Source organism: Xanthomonas translucens pv. undulosa (genome assembly GCF_017301775.1).
In the GTDB taxonomy this organism is placed as follows: Bacteria; Pseudomonadota; Gammaproteobacteria; order Xanthomonadales; family Xanthomonadaceae; genus Xanthomonas_A; species Xanthomonas_A translucens.
Window position 1 is genome coordinate 2,845,475 of the sequence record NZ_CP063993.1, and the last position, 16,584, is coordinate 2,862,058.

Consider the following 16,584-nt stretch of genomic DNA (forward strand, 5'->3'; position numbering starts at 1 on the left):
CGGCCCGGCCGCTCTCGTCGCCCGTTGCCCAGATCGCCTACGCGCATGCCCTTCGCCGTGTCCCGCAAAACCTGGCTGTTGCTGGCGCCCGCTGCGCTGCTACTGGGCGTGGTCGGGTATCGCGCGGTGCTGCTGGCGGCCGCGCCGGCGCTGCCGCCGGTGGCCGCCGCCGCCGCCCCGGTTGCGATGGACGTGCCGGACCAGGACCAGCGTCGGCGCAGCTCGGTGCAGGTATTGCCGGCGGCGTCGCCCGACCGCCGCGCCGCGCTGGAGCGCAGTCTCGACCTGTATCGCACCGCGCAGCAGCTGTCCGCCGCCGCCGCGCAGGGCGATGCCGACGCGTCCTGGCTGCTCAGCCGCATCTACGACTACTGCGCCGGCTATGCGATGGACCCGGCCGGCTATGCCGCCGACACCCGCGCGATCGATGCGGCGCAGTTGCCCATGTCGGCGCGGATGGCGGTTGCGCGCGCGCGGGTCGGTCGCCGCTGCGCCGGCTTCGTACCCGGCGACGGCCTGACCCGCCAGGCCATCGTCGCCCAGCGCGTGCGGGCCGCGCGCGGCGGCAACCTGGCCGCGGAGGCGGCGCTGCTGGCGCTGGGGCAGCCGTTGCAGTCCTCGGCCGGCTACAAGCGCCACCTGGTCGAACGGGTCCGCGCCTCCGGCGATCCGGATGCGTACCTGGCGCTGGCGCCGGCGATGGGCCTGGCCGCCAACGGCGACGACAGCCTGGACGAGCGCATCGCAGGCACCGCCTTCACCGAACTGGCCTGGCAGCTGGCCGCCTGCCGGCTGGGGCTGGATTGCGGCCCGAACAGCGAGCTGATGACCCGCTATTGCGCCAACGGCGGAATCTGCTCGCAGGACCCGGCCCAGGATTTCAGCAGTTTTGTTTACGCCGCCGCGGTGCCGCGGCAAGGCACGGACACGATGAACGAGATGGTCAACCGGTTGATGGATACGACAGCGACAGGAGCGGGCTCATGAATTACCGGCGATGGCTGCACGGCGCCAAGTTCTGGTTCTGGGTGCTGGCCCTGGTCGCCTATTCGGCGGCGGCGGCCGGCTTGCTGCTGATCGACACGGCCGAACAGCGCTACCGCGGCCTGTCCAAGGTCGAACTGACCACCGCACACGCCGCCCCGGACCTGCGCCGCGCCGGCGCCGCGCAGGTGGCGGCGATCTACCGCGCGCGCAGCGGCATGCCGTTCTCCACCCTGAGCCCTGGCAGCACCTTCCAGATCGTGTGGCCGGACGGTTCCACCGAGACGGTGATGATCGTCAGCCCGACTTCGACCCTGGGCGCCGAACCGGTGCCGGGGACGCAGGCGAAGTAGCTGGGAATGGGGAATGGGGAATCGCAACGGCGGATTTCCATTTCCGATTTGCCGTCTGCGATTCGGTGGGGTCAGCGCCTCACGGCCAGGCGCTGCACCTGTAGGAGGGGCTTCAGCCCCGACGGGGAGGCCGATGGCCTGCCCTGCGGTCGCGGCCTCTCTCATAGCGGAATCGTTCCGAATCCGGCTGTTCCGAATTCCGAACCTCGGCTCTCGGGCAAGATGAGCCGCCAGGCGGTCGGTCGCGGCTGAAGCCGCTCCTACAAGGGCGAGCCGGCCGGGTGAGGCGTCGCAATGGCGGGCGACAGGGCCATCAGTCCGGACAGCTGCCGCACTCCCCATTGAGATCGCAGCCTCTCATCGCCAGGAATCCATCAGGAACCGGCTCTGGCGATTCCCGATTCCCCACTCCCGGCCTCACACCAACGCAATCGACTTGTTCTTGCGCTCGGCCAGGCGCTTTTCCAGGTAGTGGATGTTCTGCCCGCCGGCCTGGAAGCCCTTGTCGCGCATGATCCGCTGCTGCAGCGGGATGTTGGTCTTGATCCCGTCCACCACCATCTCGCTCAGCGCCACGCGCATGCGCGCGATCGCGGTGTCGCGGTCGGGGCCGTGCACGATCAGCTTGCCGATCATCGAGTCGTAGTTCGGCGGCACCTTGTAGCCGCTGTAGATGTGCGTGTCCACGCGCACGCCGGGGCCGCCGGGCGGATGGAAGGCGGTGATCAGGCCCGGGTTGGGCATGAAGGTTTCCGGATCCTCGGCGTTGATCCGGCATTCGATGGCGTGGCCGCGCAGCACGATGTCGCTCTGCTTGATGCTCAGCTTGTGGCCGGCGGCGATGCGCAGCTGTTCGCAGACCAGGTCGATGCCGGTGATGCGCTCGGTGACCGGGTGCTCGACCTGGATGCGCGTGTTCATTTCGATGAAGTAGAAACGGCCGCCCTCGAACAGGAATTCAAAGGTGCCGGCGCCGCGGTAGCCGATGCGCACGCAGGCATCCACGCAGACCTTGCCGATCTCGCTGCGCAGCTGCTCGGTGATGCCCGGCGCGGGCGCTTCTTCGACCACCTTCTGGTGGCGGCGCTGCATCGAGCAGTCGCGCTCGCCCAGGTGAATGGCGTTGCCCTGGCCATCGGCCAGCACCTGGATCTCCACATGGCGCGGATTCTCCAGGAACTTCTCCATGTACACCTGGTCGTTGCTGAAAGCGGCCTTGGCCTCGGACTTGGTGGTCTCGATCGCCGCCTTCAGCGCCGCCTCCGAATGCACCACGCGCATGCCGCGGCCGCCGCCGCCGCCGGCGGCCTTGATAATCACCGGGTAGCCGATTTCGCGCGCGACCTTGGTGTTGGCGACGATGTCGTCGCCCAGCGGGCCGCCCGAGCCGGGCACGCACGGCACGCCGGCGGCCTTCATCGCGCGGATCGCCTCGACCTTGTCGCCCATCAGGCGGATGGTGTCGGCCTTGGGCCCGATGAAGATGAAACCGGACTGCTCCACGCGCTCGGCGAAGTCGGCGTTCTCCGACAGGAAGCCGTAGCCGGGATGGATGGCCTGCGCGTCGGTGACCTCGGCCGCGGCGATCAGCGCCGGGATGTTGAGGTAACTCTCGGCCGAGGCCGCCGGGCCGATGCACACCGACTCGTCGGCCATGGCCACGTGCTTGAGGTTGCGATCGACGGTGGAATGCACCGCGACCGTGCGGATGCCGAGCGTATGGCACGCGCGCAGGATGCGCAGCGCGATTTCGCCGCGATTGGCGATGACGACTTTATCTAGCATGGGATGGGGTTCCGAACACGGGGTGTTCGGGACTCGGGACCCGGGACCCGGGACTCTGAAGAGCATCGGGCATGTCGCGCCCGCTTTTGCTCCCGCGAGTCCCGAGTCCCGAGTCCCGAGTCCCGGCGCTTAGCCAATCACGAACAACGGCTGATCGAACTCCACCGGCACGCCGCTCTCGCTGAGGATGGCGACGATGGTGCCGGAGACGTCGGCTTCGATCGGGTTAAACATCTTCATCGCCTCGATGATCGCCAGCGTCTCGCCGGCCTTGACTGCCTGGCCGACCGTGACGAAGGCTGGTTTGTCCGGCGACGGCGAGGTGTAGAAGGTGCCGACCATCGGCGCGCGCAGCACGTGGCCTTCGGGCAGGGCGTTGCCGGGCTTGGCGGTGCCGCCGGTGGAGGCCTCGGTGGGCGAGTTCATCGGCATCGGCGCGGCCGCAGGCGGCGCGGCGGCGGGAGCCGGGGCGGGTGCGTACTGCGGGGCGCTGGCAATCATGCCCTTCGGCGTGCGCGCCAGGCGCACGCTTTCCTCGCCTTCCTTGATCTCGATCTCGGCGAGATTGGACTCTTCCAGCAGGTCGATCAGCTTCTTGATTTTACGGAGATCCATAACGGCCTCTTGAGGTGAATCGGGAAATGACCGGGCACGCGGCCCGGCGAACGCGGAGAGGGTGGCGCAGCGCCGCGCGACGCGCGCTGAAGCCAGGGTTGTCGTTCATGCACTGGCTCCCAGCCGGGCCAGCGCCGCGTCCAGCGCGTAGCGGTAGCTGTCGTCGCCGAAGCCGCAGATCACCCCGAGCGCGTGGTCGCTGAAATAGCTGTGGTGGCGGAACGGTTCGCGGCTGTGCGGGTTGGACAGGTGGATCTCGATGAACGGGATCGCCACCGCCGCCAACGCGTCGCGCAGCGCCACCGAGGTATGGGTGAACGCGGCCGGGTTGATCAGGATGAAAGCGGTGCCGTCGCCGCGTGCGGCCTGCACCCGTTCCACCAGCACGTGCTCGGCATTGGACTGCAGGCTGTCCAGCTGGTGCCCGGCGGCCGTGGCCTGCGCGAGCAGCGCCGCATCGATCTGCGCCAGCGTCGTGTGCCCATACACGTCCGGCTCGCGGGTGCCGAGCAGGTTGAGGTTGGGGCCATGCAACAGCAGCAGTCGCGCCATGGAAGACAAAGCAGCGGAAAGGGCGGCAGTCTGCGCGAAGCCGGGATTACTGTCCAGTTCGGCGAAGTTGCGGCTGTTTTAAACGAGCGTTTGGTTGCCGCGCGACGACCGCACCGGCGCCGGGTCAGGACGAAGCTACACGTTCGTCCATGAATCGCCTGTGCGTGTGCGCTTCGGTCGCATCGGCCAACGCGCCGGCAACGTGGCCGATCGGTTGGATCCCGGGGCGCAGGCGATCGGTGCAGACGGGGTTGGCCGGAGCGGTTCTTCGCTGACTCGGCCGCGTGCCTGCGTGGCGGTGCCGTCATGCGTGGCCGATGCCGGCCCGGATCGAGACCGATCAGCCGCCGCTCATGCGCCAGGCGCATCTGCTGATGCCCGATCGGCATGCGCCATGTGGCGCGCATTAACCGGCGATTTACACCCGCAGCCGGCATCCCGGGCACAAAGGACGCTCCGACCGGCCACGAGTGTCAGCCATGCGAATTGCGATCATCGGCGCAGGATTCTGCGGCAACCTGCTGGCCGCGGCCCTGGCCAGGCAGGCAACGGCCAGCCGGCTGACGTTGATCGGCGTGGCCGATACCTTCGGCCGCGGCATCGCCTATGGCGCGGCGCGGCCCGAGCATCTGTTGAACGTGCGCGCCAAGGACCTGGGCGTGGACCCGCAGGATCCGGGCGGGTTCGCCGACGCCTTGCAGCTCGACGCCGGGCAGCGCCTGGATTTCCTGCCGCGGCTGCGCTACGGCCGTTACCTGGAGCAGCACCTGGACGCGGCGCTGGCGGCCTCGGCGGTGGAAGTGGCGCGGGTGAGCGAAGAGGCGGTGGCGGTGGAGCGTGGTCCCGCCGGTTTCCGCATCTTCCTGGCCAATGGCGAGGACCTGGTCAGCGACGTGGTGGTGCTGGCGATCGGCGCGCTGCCGCCGGCGGCGCTGCCCGGCATCGGGCCGCGCCTGGCGGTGCACCGGCGCTACATCGGCTGGCCGTGGCAGGACGGGGTGCTGGACGAGGTGCCGCCGCAGGCGCGGCTGTTGCTGGTCGGCACCGGCCTGACCATGGCCGATGTCGCGCTGACCCTGCGCCGCCGCGGCCATCGCGGTCCGATCACCGCCTTGTCGCGGCGTGGCCTGGCGCCGCAGGCCCATCTGGCCGAGCCGGGCGCGCTGGTGACGCTGCCGCCGAGCGTGGCGCAGGCGCTGCGCAACCACGACCTCACCGGCCTGGTGCGCAGCCTGCGCCAGCTGACCACGGTGGTGGAGGACTGGCGCTGCGTGGTCGATGCGCTGCGTCCGCATCTGCAGCCGTTCTGGAAAGGCCTGGCGCCGGCGGCGCGCTCGCGGTTCCTGCGCCATCTGCGCCCGTACTGGGAAGCGGCGCGGCATCGGCTGGCGCCGGCCGCGGCCAGCGCGCTGGCGCAGATGCAGCAGCAGGGCCAGTTGCGCATCCGCGCCGGGCGCCTGCTGCGCGCGCGGCTGGGCGAACGTGCGGTGGAGGCGGTGATCCGCGAGCGCGCCAGCCACAGCGCGCGCACCGAAGACTTCGACGTGCTGATCCGCGCCACCGGGCTGGACACCGACGTCGCCCGCACCAGCCATCCGCTGATCGCCACGATGCGCGATGCGGGCCTGCTGCAGGCCGATCCGCTGGGCCTGGGCCTGGTGGTGGACGCGCGGTTGCAGGTACGCGACGGCAGCGGCCATCCGGTGACGGGGCTGTACTGCCTGGGACCGCTGCTGCGTGGCGGCCTGTGGGAAATCACCGCGGTGCCGGAATTGCGCGCCGGCGTGCAGCACTTGGCCGCGGAACTGGCGGCGTTGGGGCAGGCGCGGGGTACAGGCGGCGGCGCCGAGGCGCAGCGGCAGGCGGTGTAGCGCATCCCGATCCAGACAACGATCCCGATCCCCTGTAGCAGCGGCTTCAGCCGCGACAGGCATGATCAGTAAAGCCCGTCGCGGCTGAAGCCCCTACGGGGGCGAGTGGGCAAACGGGTACAGGGGCGATTGCGCAAACGAGCGGTTATGGCAACTGCGCCCAGCGCTCCGCTTCGCCCGGCGCGAACGGCCCCAGCTTCTGCCGCACGATGCGGCCGTTGGCGTCGATCAGAACGCTGTACGGCAGCAGGCCCTGGGTGTCGCCCAGGCGCACGCTGGCGTCGGCCGGGCCGGGGGGTTCCAGCGCGATCGGGTAGGCGATCGGGATCCGCTGCAGGAACGCGCGCACGTCCTCGGGACGGTCCAGGGCGATGCCCAGCACCTGCAGGCCATCGGCAGGTTGCGCGCGCGCCAGCCGATCGAGCTCCGGCATCTCGCGCACGCACGGTTCGCACCAGCTGGCCCAGACGTTGACCAGCAAGGGGCGGCCGCGGAACTGGGCCAGGGTCAGGGTGCCGCCGTCGAGCGTGGGCAGGCGCAGCGCCGGTGCCGGGTCGCCGCGGCGGGCCGCGACGACGCCTGTGGGCGCCGCGCTGCCGCTGGCCGGCGTGTGCGCCGGCGTGCGCCACCACACTTGCGCGGCGAGCAGGCCCAGCGCCGCCGCGATCGCCGCCACCGCGAGCAGGCGCGGCGGCGTGGCCTTCATCGCGAGGCGCGCAGCAGCGCGTCCTCGACCACCGCCTGGCTCAGCACCGGCGGCAGCACGGTCGGCGGCGCGCCCGGGCCGTAGACCACGTACAGCGGCACGCCCACCGCCTTGTGTTCGGCGAGGAAGGCGCTGATGCGCTCGTCCTCGTTGGTCCAGTCGCCCTTCATGTACACCGCATCCACGCGCTTGAGCGTGTCGCGGAAGGCGTCGCTGCTGAACACATTGCGCTCGTTGGCCTTGCAGGTCACGCACCAGTCGGCGGTCATGTTGACGAACACCACGCGGTTGTCGGTGCGCAGCCGGTCCAGCATCTGCGGCGAATACGCCACCGTGTTGCGCTCCACCGTGGCGCCGGGCGGCGCCAGCCGGGTCACGCCCCAGGCCGGCACCAGGGCCAGCAGCAGCAACACGCTGGCCAGGCGCATGCCCGTTTTGTGGCCGCGCCAGCGCGCGCGCTCGAACCACCACAGGCCCAGCGCCAGCAGGGTGGCGCCGACCAGCAGCAGCGCCACCGCGTCCACCCCGCGCTGCTTGCCCAGTACCCACAGCAGCCAGATCGCGGTCAGGTACATCGGGAACGCCAGCACCTGCTTGAGCGTTTCCATCCACGCGCCGGGCTTGGGAAGGCGCCTGGCCAGCGACGGCACGAAGCCGATCAGCAGGAACGGCAGCGCCAGGCCCAGGCCCAGGGTCAGGAACACCAGCATCGCCATCGCCGGCGGCGCGGTCAGCGCATAGCCCAGCGCCGGGCCCATGAACGGGCCGATGCAGGCGCTGGACACCACGCAGGCCAGTACGCCGGTGAAGAAGTCGCCGACCGGGCCGCTGCGCGAGGACAGCGACTGGCCCAGCCCGCCGAGATTGGCGCTGAGGGTGAACACGCCCGACAGGCTCAGGCCGACCACGAACATCAGGTACACCAGCACTGCCACGAAGCCCGGGCGCTGCAGCTGGAAGCCCCACAGCAGGCGCGCGGCGACGGCGATGCCGCCGACCACGGCGAAGGACACCAGCACGCCCAGCGTGTACCACAGCGCATGGCTGCGCGCGCGGCTGCGGCTCTCGCCGCTCTGCGCCACGCCCAGCACCTTCAGCGACAGGATCGGCAGCACGCACGGCAGCAGGTTCAGCACCAGGCCGCCGCCCAGCGCCAGCAGCAGCATCCACAACAGGCTTTGCGGTTCCGCCACCGGCGCAGTGCTGCGCGCGGCGTTGTGCGCCGAGGCATCGGGCGCGCTCGCCGCGTCGGGCGCGGTCGCCGGCGCCGCCGTGTCGGCCGCCGCGACGTTGGCGTCGGCCTGGCTGCTGTTCAGCGGCGTGACCAGCAACGGCGCCACCTCGGCCTGGTCGGCGGGGCTGAGCTTGCCCTTGGGCAGCGACAGCTTCACCCGCCGGGTCATCGGCGGATAGCAGATGCCTTCGGTCTGGCAGCCCTGGAAGGTGGCGACCAGGGTCGCTTCGGAGGCATCGGCGCGCTGGCGCTGCAGCGGTACGCTGACCTCGGTCTGGTCGAAATACACCACCACGTTGCCGAAGTGCTCGTCCTGGTGCGTGCGGCCCTGCGGCCAGCGAGGCAGGCCGGTGCGGATGCCGGTCGCGCCTTCCAGCGCCAGCGCGGTGCGGTCGCGATACAGGTAGTAGCCCGGCGCGGGGGTGAAGCGCAGCAGCAGGGTGTTGCCGTCGCCGACGATGGCTTCGAAGCCGAACGCCTGGTCCGACGGCAACGGCAGGCCTTGCATGGCGCCGGCGCCGCCGCCGAACAACGGCTTGGCGGCGGGGCCGGCAGCGCCCTGGGCGCTGCCCGGCAGCGGCGAGGACGCGGCCGCCGGCAGCGCTACCTTGAGCACGCGCTTCTGCGGTGGATAGCACACCCCGGCGTCGGCGCAGCCCTGGTAGCGCACCTCCACCTGCACGCTGGTCGTGGCGGGATCGGCGACGCCGCTCTGCACCGCGTTCAACGCGCCGCGATAGGTTTCCACCTCGCCGAAGTACGGGTCGGTCTTCTTGTGCCCGGCCGGCAGCTGCAGGGTTGGGTTGGGCTTGAAGCCGCCCAGCACCCGCACTGCGATCCGGTGCCGGTACAGGTAGTAGCCCTCGGCGATCTTCCAGTGCAGCTCGATGCGGCCGCGCTCGGGCGCCTGCGCGGTGAGTACGAAGGCCTGATCGACCGGCAGCAGATCCTTTTCGTCGACCGCCAGGGCGGGAAAGGCGGCCAGGGCCAGCAGGCATAGGGCAGCGATACGGTGCAACACGGTCATCGGCTTACGGTTCCTCACGGGTTTGGGCATCCACCCACTGCAGGTAGGCGGGCAGGCCGCCGGCGACCTCGACCTCGATCAGTTCGGGGACGTCGAAGGGGTGCAGTTCGCTCAGCCGCCGCTGCAACGCTGCAACGCGGTCGGCGGCGGTCTTGATCAGCAGCAGCACTTCCTCGGCCTGCTCCACGGCGTCCTGCCAGCGATAGGTGGCGTGCACGCCGGGCAGGCGGCTCACGCACGCGGCCAACCGTTCTTCGACCAAGACCTGGGCGATCCGCGCGGCGCTGGCCGGATCGGGGCAGGTGCTGAACAGCAAACGGAGTGGGGGCGAAGACATGCGGCCGACAGTATAGGGACGCCGGCAGGGCTTTGCCGGGCCTGGTTCGGACATGAGTACAGGTCTGCGGGCGCCTGGTTGCAGGTCGGTGCGCGATGGCCGCGAGCGCGTGGCCAGGCCTGGTGCCGGGCCGTGCGGCGGCGAACCGATCCGCAGCGGGAAACTCCCTGCGGCCTGGGGACTGCGCACGGCAGCAGCGGCCCGCCGGCCGTCCGCCGCCGAGCCTTCAATGCGGCGCGAGCGCCTGCGGATCGCCCAAGGCCACCCGCGGTGCCTGCGGCACCCGGCGCGCCGCAGTCGGCGCGTCGGAGATCCGGCTCAGTTGAGCAGCTGGCAGCTGGCCGGTTTGGCCGAGGTGAACAGCGAGGAGGTCGCCCACTCCGGATGGTCGATGAACGGGTTGCGGTTGCCCTGGAGGCTGTACACCACCTTGCCGCTGCCGTCGACCAGCGCCAGGCCGTCGTTGGGGCCGTTCTGCACGCCGTTGCTGGCATAGCCGACGGTGGCGATACGCACCTGCCCGCCGCAGTTGACCAGGCTGCCGGCCGGCACCCCGGTGGTGGCATAGACGGCGGCGCTGCCGGGGGGGGGGGCTGCCGTTGTACAGGTGGATTTTGTAGCCGCTTAGACTCTCGCCGGCGGTGGCGACGATCTCCACGCCCTCGCCGGTATCGCCGGCGGCGGTGGCATCGTCGTCGTGCAATTCGTTGATCAATACGGCGGTCTGTGTGTGGTCGGCCAGGGCCAGCAGACAGGCGAGAGGTGCGCAACGGCGGATCGCTTCATCGACAAATCCTTTTGGATGGTCCCCCCTGGGTCTGCGAGCCCAGCCTGCCGCTGTGACGGCGTTGCGCAATCCGGGGAGCCGCTCCGCGGCCGGACGACCGATGGCGGAAACGAAATTTTTTGCCGCCAGCCCTTGAAAGCGCGCCGGCCAGCACCACATCTTGCGCATCCCGGCGTACCGGGTTTTTTCGCGAGCGTTGCTGGCAGTCGTCACATGCGAGTGCTAACATCGCCAGCCTTTCCTCGACCAATCAATCACTTAAGAGGGTCTTTCTCAATGAGCATCAAGCCGCTTCACGACCGCGTCGTAGTCAAGCCGATCGAAGCCGATGAAATTTCCGCCGGCGGCATCGTGATCCCGGATTCGGCCAAGGAAAAGTCCACCAAGGGCGAGATCGTTGCCATCGGCAGCGGCAAGCCGCTGGACAACGGCAGCGTCCGCGCCCCGGCGGTCAAGGTCGGCGACAAGGTCATCTACGGCCAGTACGCCGGCTCCAGCTACAAGGCTGAAGGCGTCGAGTACAAGGTGCTGCGCGAAGACGACATCCTGGCGATCGTCGGCTAAAACGCTGCCGATCGCGGGATCGGGAGCGGGGATGAGCAGCCACATACGGCTGCGGAAAAGCCGGGATTCTCGCTGCGCTCGCCGCGGCGCGATCCCGGATCTCCCCCGAATCCCGCTCTTGGCCAATCCCTAATCCCCAATCACGAATTCCGGAGTTACACACATGGCTGCCAAAGATATCCGTTTCGGTGAAGACGCTCGTTCGCGCATGGTGCGCGGCGTCAACATTCTCGCCAATGCCGTCAAGGCCACCCTGGGCCCGAAGGGCCGCAACGTCGTGCTCGAGAAGAGCTTCGGCGCGCCCACCATCACCAAGGACGGCGTCTCCGTCGCCAAGGAAATCGAACTGGCCGACAAGTTCGAGAACATGGGCGCGCAGATGGTGAAGGAAGTCGCGTCCAAGACCTCCGACAACGCCGGCGACGGCACCACCACCGCCACCGTGCTGGCGCAGGCGCTGATCCGCGAAGGGTCCAAGGCGGTCGCCGCCGGCATGAACCCGATGGACCTCAAGCGCGGCATCGACCATGCGGTCAAGGCCGCCGTGGCCGAGCTGAAGAAGATCAGCAAGCCCACCGCCGACGATAAGGCGATCGCCCAGGTCGGCACCATCTCGGCCAATTCCGACGAGTCGATCGGCAACATCATCGCCGACGCGATGAAGAAGGTCGGCAAGGAAGGCGTGATCACCGTTGAAGAAGGCTCGGGCCTGGACAACGAGCTGGACGTGGTCGAGGGCATGCAGTTCGACCGCGGCTACCTGTCGCCGTACTTCATCAACAACCAGCAGAGCCAGTCGGCCGACCTGGACGACCCGTACATCCTGCTGCACGACAAGAAGATCTCCAACGTGCGCGACCTGCTGCCGGTGCTGGAAGGCGTGGCCAAGTCGGGCAAGCCGCTGCTGATCGTGGCTGAGGAAGTCGAAGGCGAAGCGCTGGCGACACTGGTGGTCAACACCATCCGCGGCATCGTCAAGGTCGTGGCGGTCAAGGCGCCGGGCTTCGGCGATCGTCGCAAGGCGATGCTGGAAGACATGGCCACCCTGACCGGCGGCACCGTGATCTCCGAGGAAGTGGGTCTGGCGCTGGAGAAGGCGACCATCAAGGACCTGGGCCGCGCCAAGAAGGTGCAGGTCTCCAAGGAGAACACCACCATCATCGACGGCGCTGGCGACAGCTCGGCGATCGAGTCGCGCATCAAGCAGATCAAGGCGCAGATCGAAGAGACCTCGTCGGACTACGACCGCGAGAAGCTGCAGGAGCGCGTGGCCAAGCTGGCCGGCGGCGTGGCGGTGATCAAGGTCGGTGCTTCGACCGAGATAGAGATGAAGGAAAAGAAGGCGCGCGTCGAAGACGCCCTGCACGCGACCCGTGCGGCCGTGGAAGAAGGCGTGGTCCCGGGCGGCGGTGTGGCCCTGGTACGCGCGCTGACCGCGATCGGCGATCTGAAGGGCGCCAACGAAGATCAGACCCACGGCATCCAGATCGCGCTGCGCGCGATGGAAGCGCCGCTGCGCGAGATCGTCACCAACGCCGGTGAAGAGCCGTCGGTGATCCTGAACCGGGTCAAGGAAGGCACTGGCAACTTCGGCTACAACGCCGCCAACGGCGAGTTCGGCGACATGGTCGCGTTCGGCATCCTGGATCCGACCAAGGTGACCCGTTCGGCGCTGCAGAACGCCGCGTCGATCGCCGGCTTGATGATCACCACCGAAGCGATGGTGGCCGACGCGCCGAAGAAGGACGAGCCGGCCGGCGGCGCTGGCGGCATGGGCGGCGGCATGGGTGGCATGGGCGGTATGGATTTCTGATCCGCACCGGCGCAAGCCGACCTGCAGTCCGCAGTGAAAAGGGCCCCGCAGCGATGCGGGGCTTTTTTTATGCGCGTTTGCGGGGTGGGGGGCATGCACACGACGCGAGCGGGCGTTGAGTCGGGACGCGGGACCCGGAAGAGCCGAGAGCCGACCTGCGCGCGCTAACCTGCCTTGCGAGTCGCGAGTCGCGAGTCGCGAGTCCCGTAGCCAAAGTTGCACCAGCAACTGTGGCACTCGCAAAAATCCTGTGCTATCAATGCATCCCATGAACGCCAACCGCCGCTTTTATTTTTGGTACTACGGTTTTCCGATGCCGCTGGCGGAGGAAGGAGTGCGTTCACCCTGAAGGAAACTTCAGCCGCATCCCCGAAAGCCGCCAGCGAACCTGGCGGCTTTTTTCATACCGCCGGACCTGGCCCCCACCCAGAACCCGACCGAGAGATTCCCCATGGCCCCGCATACCGACGATCTGCGCATCCGCAAGATCGAACCGCTGACCCCGCCCGCCCAGCTGCTGTCGCTGCTGCCCTGCGACGAGCAGGCCTCGCAGACCGTCGCCGCCTCGCGCGCGGCGCTGCACGCCATCCTGCACGGCCGCGACGACCGCCTGGCGGTGGTGATCGGCCCGTGCTCGATTCACGATCCGGTGGCGGCGATGGAGTACGCGCAGCGCCTGCGCCCGCTGCGCGACAGCTACGGCGATGCGCTGGAGATCGTGATGCGGGTGTACTTCGAGAAGCCGCGCACCACGGTCGGCTGGAAGGGCCTGATCAACGATCCCAATCTCGACGGCAGCTTCGACATCAACAAGGGCCTGCGCCTGGCGCGCGGCCTGCTGCGCGACATCAACCGCCTCGGCCTGCCGGCCGGCGTGGAATTCCTCGACATCATCTCGCCGCAGTACATCGCCGACCTGGTGGCCTGGGGCGCGATCGGCGCGCGCACCACCGAAAGCCAGGTGCACCGCGAACTGGCCTCGGGCCTGTCGTGTCCGGTCGGGTTCAAGAACGGCACCAGCGGCGACGTCAAGATCGCGGTCGATGCGGTCGGCGCGGCCTCCCATCCGCACCATTTCCTGGCGGTGACCAAGGACGGGCAGACCGCGGTCGCCACCACCACCGGCAATCCCGATTGCCACGTGATCCTGCGCGGCGGCAAGCTGCCCAACTACGACGCGGCCAGCGTCGTTGCCGCCGGCCAGGTGCTGGAGAAGGCGGGGCTGCCGGCACGGCTGATGGTCGATGCCAGCCACGCCAACAGCGGCAAGAATCCGGACAACCAGCCGAAGGTGATCGAGGACATCGCCACGCAGCTGGAGGCCGGACAGACCCGCATCGTCGGCGCGATGGTGGAGAGCCATCTGGTCGGCGGCCGCCAGGAACTGCTCGACGGCCAGCCGCTGGTCTATGGGCAGAGCATCACCGACGGCTGCATCGATTGGGACAGCTCGGTGCAGGTGTTGGAGCGGCTGGCGCAGGCGGTGCGTGCGCGGCGCCAGGCGCGGTTGTCGCAAGCGGCCTGAGCGTGGCGGAGCGCGGATGCGCAGCGAGCTGAGCGCCCGTTGCGTGCCGCCCAAAACCCGGCCGTGCCGTCGAATCCAAAGGGAGAGAGCCGCTTCATCGACGGCATCCGGCCGGTGAGTAGCGTTATGCGCCCGTGCCGTGGCTGCGGTGTGCCGGCGTGTGGCAGCGACTGGCAAGGTGTTCGGGTTGCGTTAAAGCCGGTTGCGTGGCGGTTCAGCGCGGTGCCGCCGCCGCCGCATCGGTTTTCCGGACGCAGAGCGCTGTGGCGCGGCACAGGCTGGCGCAAATCACGCGCCGGGCGATAATGCGTGCATGGCCGACGCCCCGCCCTGGTTCCTGTACCTGCTCGAATGCCGCAACGGCAGTTACTACGCGGGCATCACCCTCGACATCGAAGCACGCTACCAGGCGCATCTGCGCGGCACCGGCGCCAAGTACACCCGTGCCAACCCGCCGCTGCGGCTGCTGGCCAGTCGCGCCTACCCGGACCGCGCCGCCGCCTCGCGCGCCGAATGGGCGCTCAAGCAATTGCCGCGCGCGCGCAAGCTGGCGTTTCTGAGCGAACCCGACCTGGTGTCTTAGTCCATCGATGCATGACAGCGCTGTGGAGGTTGGCCCCGATTGCATCCGGAGTCGATAGACATCCCCGCTTCGCTCGTCGCGGCTGAAGCCGCTCCTACAGGGAGCTTGCGGTGAGCTTGCCGGGTGCACTGTAGGAGCGGCTTCAGCCGCGACCGATCAGCGAAACGGCCGCGGGCCGGACTTCGCTTGTCGCGGCTGAAGCCGCTCCTACAAAAAAGCGCGGGAGCCGCGGTGCTGGCGCTGCGCAGCACGCTGGATGGGTCAACCCGCCGCGTGCATGCTGCCGGTGTCCAGCCAGCGTTGGTGCCAGGACAGCGCCTCGGGCAGTAGGTGCGGGGTGTGCTTGCCGTAGCTGTCGTGCAGCGCGCGGTCGAAATAATCCTCCAGCTGCGCGCGGTAGCTCGGGTCCACGCAGTGGTTGATAAGCTGCCGCGCGCGGTGCCGCGGCGGCAGCCCGCGCAGGTCAGCCAGGCCGTGTTCGGTGACGATGATGGAGACGTCGTGCTCGGTGTGGTCCACATGGCTGACCATCGGCACGATCGCCGAGATGCTGCCGTGCTTGGCGGTGCTGGGGCTCAGGAAGATCGACAGGAAACTGTTGCGAGCGAAGTCGCCGGAACCGCCGATGCCGTTCATGATGCGGCTACCCATCACGTGGGTGGAATTGACGTTGCCGTACAGGTCGGCCTCGATCATGCCGTTCATCGCAATGCAGCCCAGCCGCCGCACCAGTTCCGGATGATTGGAGATCTCCTGCGTGCGCAGGATGATGCGCTGGCGATAGAACGCGATGTTGCGCTTGAACTCCTCGTTCGCCTCCGGGCTCAGCGCAAACCCCGTGCACGAGGCTACCTTCAGCACGCCGCTGCGCAGCAGGTCGAGCATGCCGTCCTGGATCACCTCGGTGAAGGCGCTCAGGTCGCGAAAGCCGCTGCTGGCCAGGCCGGCCAGCACCGCGTTGGGAATGTTGCCCACGCCCGATTGCAACGGCAGCAGGTTGGCCGGCAGCCGGCCCTTGCTCACTTCGTGCTGGAGGAAGGCGATCAGGTGCGCGGCGATGCGCTCGCTGCTGGCGTCGGCCGCGGTGAACGGGCTGTTGCGGTCGGGGCCATGGGTGCGCACCACCGCCACGATCTTGTCCGGGTCGCAGCGCAGCGACGGCTCCCCGATGCGGTCGTCGGCGTGCAGCAGCGGGATCGGCTTGCGCTGCGGCGGCAGCGCGGTGCCGTAGTACACGTCGTGCATGCCGTCGATGCCGGCCGGTTGCCAGTCGTTGACCTCGACGATCACCTTCCTGGCCAGGTCCAGCCAGGTCTTGTTGTTGCCGATCGAAGTGGACGGGATCAGGCTGCCGTCCTCGCGGATGCCGGCCACTTCCACCACTGCGGTGTCGATCTCGCCGTAGAAGCCGAACCACACGTGCTGGGCGACGTGGCTGAGATGGATGTCGATGTAGTCCAGGGTGCCGGCGTTGATCCGCTGGCGCGCGTCGGGGTCGGTCTGGAACGGCATGCGCAGGGCGATGCCTTCGGCCTTGGCCAGCGCGCCATCCAGTTCCGGCGCGGTGGAGGCACCGGTCATCAGCCGGATCTTGAAGGCCTGGCCCTGCAGGTGCGCGGCCTCGATCCGCTGCGCCAGCGCGATCGGCACCGCCTTGGGATAACCGGAACCGGTGAAGCCGCTCATCGCCACCGTCTCGCCCGGCTGGATCAGTGCGGCGGCGGCCTCGGCGCTGACGATGCGCTCGCGCAGGCGCGGGTGGAGGATGCGTTCGGCGGACATGGGGCGGCGACCTTGGCGGGAAGGAGAGGAGCGATTATCGCGGATCGCGCCGCGGCTGCAGTGGCG

The 16,584-nt window shown here is 69.0% G+C and carries 14 protein-coding genes and 1 pseudogene; 7 read left to right on the forward strand and 8 right to left on the reverse strand.

Features of this window, described 5'->3' with window-relative positions; genetic code table 11:
- The first annotated feature begins 45 nt into the window (after window positions 1-45).
- Together ISN38_RS12020 and ISN38_RS12025 are read left to right on the forward strand one after the other, a co-directional pair.
- Window positions 46-987 (forward strand): hypothetical protein, encoded by a 942-nt coding sequence (locus tag ISN38_RS12020; RefSeq protein ID WP_058362671.1) that lies wholly within the window; start codon window positions 46-48, stop codon window positions 985-987.
- On the forward strand, window positions 984-1,337 hold the full coding sequence (locus ISN38_RS12025) for a hypothetical protein (RefSeq protein WP_003470513.1): 354 nt from the start codon (window positions 984-986) through the stop codon (window positions 1,335-1,337). Before ISN38_RS12020 ends, ISN38_RS12025 begins: the two co-directional genes overlap by 4 nt.
- A gap of 417 nt (window positions 1,338-1,754) precedes the next feature.
- On the opposite strand, the gene accC is transcribed toward ISN38_RS12025, so the two are convergent.
- The 3 genes from accC to aroQ all read right to left on the reverse strand — a co-directional run bounded on the left by accC (window position 1,755) and on the right by aroQ (window position 4,289).
- Window positions 1,755-3,122, reverse strand: coding sequence for an acetyl-CoA carboxylase biotin carboxylase subunit (gene accC, locus ISN38_RS12030; RefSeq protein WP_003470512.1), 1,368 nt, complete (start codon window positions 3,120-3,122; stop codon window positions 1,755-1,757).
- A 129-nt stretch (window positions 3,123-3,251) separates the two neighbouring features.
- Complete coding sequence (gene accB / locus ISN38_RS12035; protein WP_003470511.1) at window positions 3,252-3,737, reverse strand: acetyl-CoA carboxylase biotin carboxyl carrier protein; 486 nt, start codon at window positions 3,735-3,737, stop codon at window positions 3,252-3,254.
- Window positions 3,738-3,842: 105 nt separating this feature from the next.
- A complete protein-coding gene (aroQ, locus tag ISN38_RS12040) occupies window positions 3,843-4,289 on the reverse strand; it encodes a type II 3-dehydroquinate dehydratase (RefSeq protein ID WP_003470510.1) in 447 nt (148 codons plus the stop codon).
- 479 nt (window positions 4,290-4,768) lie between these two features.
- Here aroQ and ISN38_RS12045 point away from each other — a divergent pair, with 479 nt between their 5' ends.
- Window positions 4,769-6,160 carry an FAD/NAD(P)-binding protein gene (locus ISN38_RS12045; protein ID WP_003470509.1) on the forward strand — a complete coding sequence of 464 codons (1,392 nt, stop codon included), beginning with the start codon at window positions 4,769-4,771 and terminating at the stop codon, window positions 6,158-6,160.
- A gap of 145 nt (window positions 6,161-6,305) precedes the next feature.
- Here the strand turns inward: ISN38_RS12045 and ISN38_RS12050 are convergent, their stop codons facing one another.
- The 4 genes and pseudogenes from ISN38_RS12050 to ISN38_RS12065 all read right to left on the reverse strand — a co-directional run.
- On the reverse strand, window positions 6,306-6,866 hold the full coding sequence (locus tag ISN38_RS12050; protein WP_047325378.1) for a TlpA disulfide reductase family protein: 561 nt from the start codon (window positions 6,864-6,866) through the stop codon (window positions 6,306-6,308).
- Window positions 6,863-9,127, reverse strand: coding sequence for a protein-disulfide reductase DsbD family protein (locus tag ISN38_RS12055; protein ID WP_003470507.1), 2,265 nt, complete (start codon window positions 9,125-9,127; stop codon window positions 6,863-6,865). The genes ISN38_RS12050 and ISN38_RS12055 overlap by 4 nt, the downstream gene beginning before the upstream one ends.
- A 4-nt stretch (window positions 9,128-9,131) precedes the next feature.
- Window positions 9,132-9,464 carry a divalent-cation tolerance protein CutA gene (gene cutA / locus ISN38_RS12060; RefSeq protein ID WP_038238671.1) on the reverse strand — a complete coding sequence of 111 codons (333 nt, stop codon included), beginning with the start codon at window positions 9,462-9,464 and terminating at the stop codon, window positions 9,132-9,134.
- A 414-nt stretch (window positions 9,465-9,878) separates the two neighbouring features.
- Window positions 9,879-10,242, reverse strand: a pseudogene (locus ISN38_RS12065) (endonuclease); the annotation flags it as partial.
- A 285-nt stretch (window positions 10,243-10,527) separates the two neighbouring features.
- Here ISN38_RS12065 and ISN38_RS12070 point away from each other — a divergent pair.
- The 4 genes from ISN38_RS12070 (at window position 10,528) to ISN38_RS12085 (ending at window position 14,736) form a co-directional block, all read left to right on the forward strand.
- Complete coding sequence (locus ISN38_RS12070) at window positions 10,528-10,815, forward strand: co-chaperone GroES (RefSeq protein ID WP_003470504.1); 288 nt, start codon at window positions 10,528-10,530, stop codon at window positions 10,813-10,815.
- A 163-nt stretch (window positions 10,816-10,978) separates the two neighbouring features.
- Window positions 10,979-12,628 (forward strand): chaperonin GroEL, encoded by a 1,650-nt coding sequence (gene groL / locus ISN38_RS12075; RefSeq protein WP_003470503.1) that lies wholly within the window; start codon window positions 10,979-10,981, stop codon window positions 12,626-12,628.
- A gap of 451 nt (window positions 12,629-13,079) precedes the next feature.
- Window positions 13,080-14,153 carry a 3-deoxy-7-phosphoheptulonate synthase gene (locus ISN38_RS12080; protein ID WP_003470496.1) on the forward strand — a complete coding sequence of 358 codons (1,074 nt, stop codon included), beginning with the start codon at window positions 13,080-13,082 and terminating at the stop codon, window positions 14,151-14,153.
- A gap of 313 nt (window positions 14,154-14,466) precedes the next feature.
- Window positions 14,467-14,736, forward strand: a complete 270-nt coding sequence (locus tag ISN38_RS12085; protein WP_003470495.1) for a GIY-YIG nuclease family protein — start codon at window positions 14,467-14,469, stop codon at window positions 14,734-14,736.
- Window positions 14,737-14,997: 261 nt separating this feature from the next.
- Here the strand turns inward: ISN38_RS12085 and scpC are convergent, their stop codons facing one another.
- The gene (scpC, locus tag ISN38_RS12090; protein ID WP_003470494.1) at window positions 14,998-16,518 is read right to left on the reverse strand and encodes a succinyl-CoA:acetate CoA-transferase ScpC; all 1,521 of its coding nucleotides are present in this window, start codon (window positions 16,516-16,518) and stop codon (window positions 14,998-15,000) included.
- Window positions 16,519-16,584: the final 66 nt, after the last annotated feature.

Excerpts from the sequence above, each read along its gene's own strand:
- ISN38_RS12045 (WP_003470509.1), top strand. The coding sequence starts at position 4,769 with ATGCGAATTGCGATCATCGGCGCAGGATTCTGCGGCAACCTGCTGGCC.
- ISN38_RS12055 (WP_003470507.1), bottom strand. The coding sequence starts at position 9,127 with ATGACCGTGTTGCACCGTATCGCTGCCCTATGCCTGCTGGCCCTGGCC.
- ISN38_RS12080 (WP_003470496.1), top strand. The coding sequence starts at position 13,080 with ATGGCCCCGCATACCGACGATCTGCGCATCCGCAAGATCGAACCGCTG.
- ISN38_RS12020 (WP_058362671.1), top strand. The coding sequence starts at position 46 with ATGCCCTTCGCCGTGTCCCGCAAAACCTGGCTGTTGCTGGCGCCCGCT.
- aroQ (WP_003470510.1), bottom strand. The coding sequence starts at position 4,289 with ATGGCGCGACTGCTGCTGTTGCATGGCCCCAACCTCAACCTGCTCGGC.
- groL (WP_003470503.1), top strand. The coding sequence starts at position 10,979 with ATGGCTGCCAAAGATATCCGTTTCGGTGAAGACGCTCGTTCGCGCATG.
- accB (WP_003470511.1), bottom strand. The coding sequence starts at position 3,737 with ATGGATCTCCGTAAAATCAAGAAGCTGATCGACCTGCTGGAAGAGTCC.
- scpC (WP_003470494.1), bottom strand. The coding sequence starts at position 16,518 with ATGTCCGCCGAACGCATCCTCCACCCGCGCCTGCGCGAGCGCATCGTC.
- ISN38_RS12025 (WP_003470513.1), top strand. The coding sequence starts at position 984 with ATGAATTACCGGCGATGGCTGCACGGCGCCAAGTTCTGGTTCTGGGTG.
- ISN38_RS12085 (WP_003470495.1), top strand. The coding sequence starts at position 14,467 with ATGGCCGACGCCCCGCCCTGGTTCCTGTACCTGCTCGAATGCCGCAAC.
- ISN38_RS12050 (WP_047325378.1), bottom strand. The coding sequence starts at position 6,866 with ATGAAGGCCACGCCGCCGCGCCTGCTCGCGGTGGCGGCGATCGCGGCG.
- ISN38_RS12070 (WP_003470504.1), top strand. The coding sequence starts at position 10,528 with ATGAGCATCAAGCCGCTTCACGACCGCGTCGTAGTCAAGCCGATCGAA.
- accC (WP_003470512.1), bottom strand. The coding sequence starts at position 3,122 with ATGCTAGATAAAGTCGTCATCGCCAATCGCGGCGAAATCGCGCTGCGC.
- cutA (WP_038238671.1), bottom strand. The coding sequence starts at position 9,464 with ATGTCTTCGCCCCCACTCCGTTTGCTGTTCAGCACCTGCCCCGATCCG.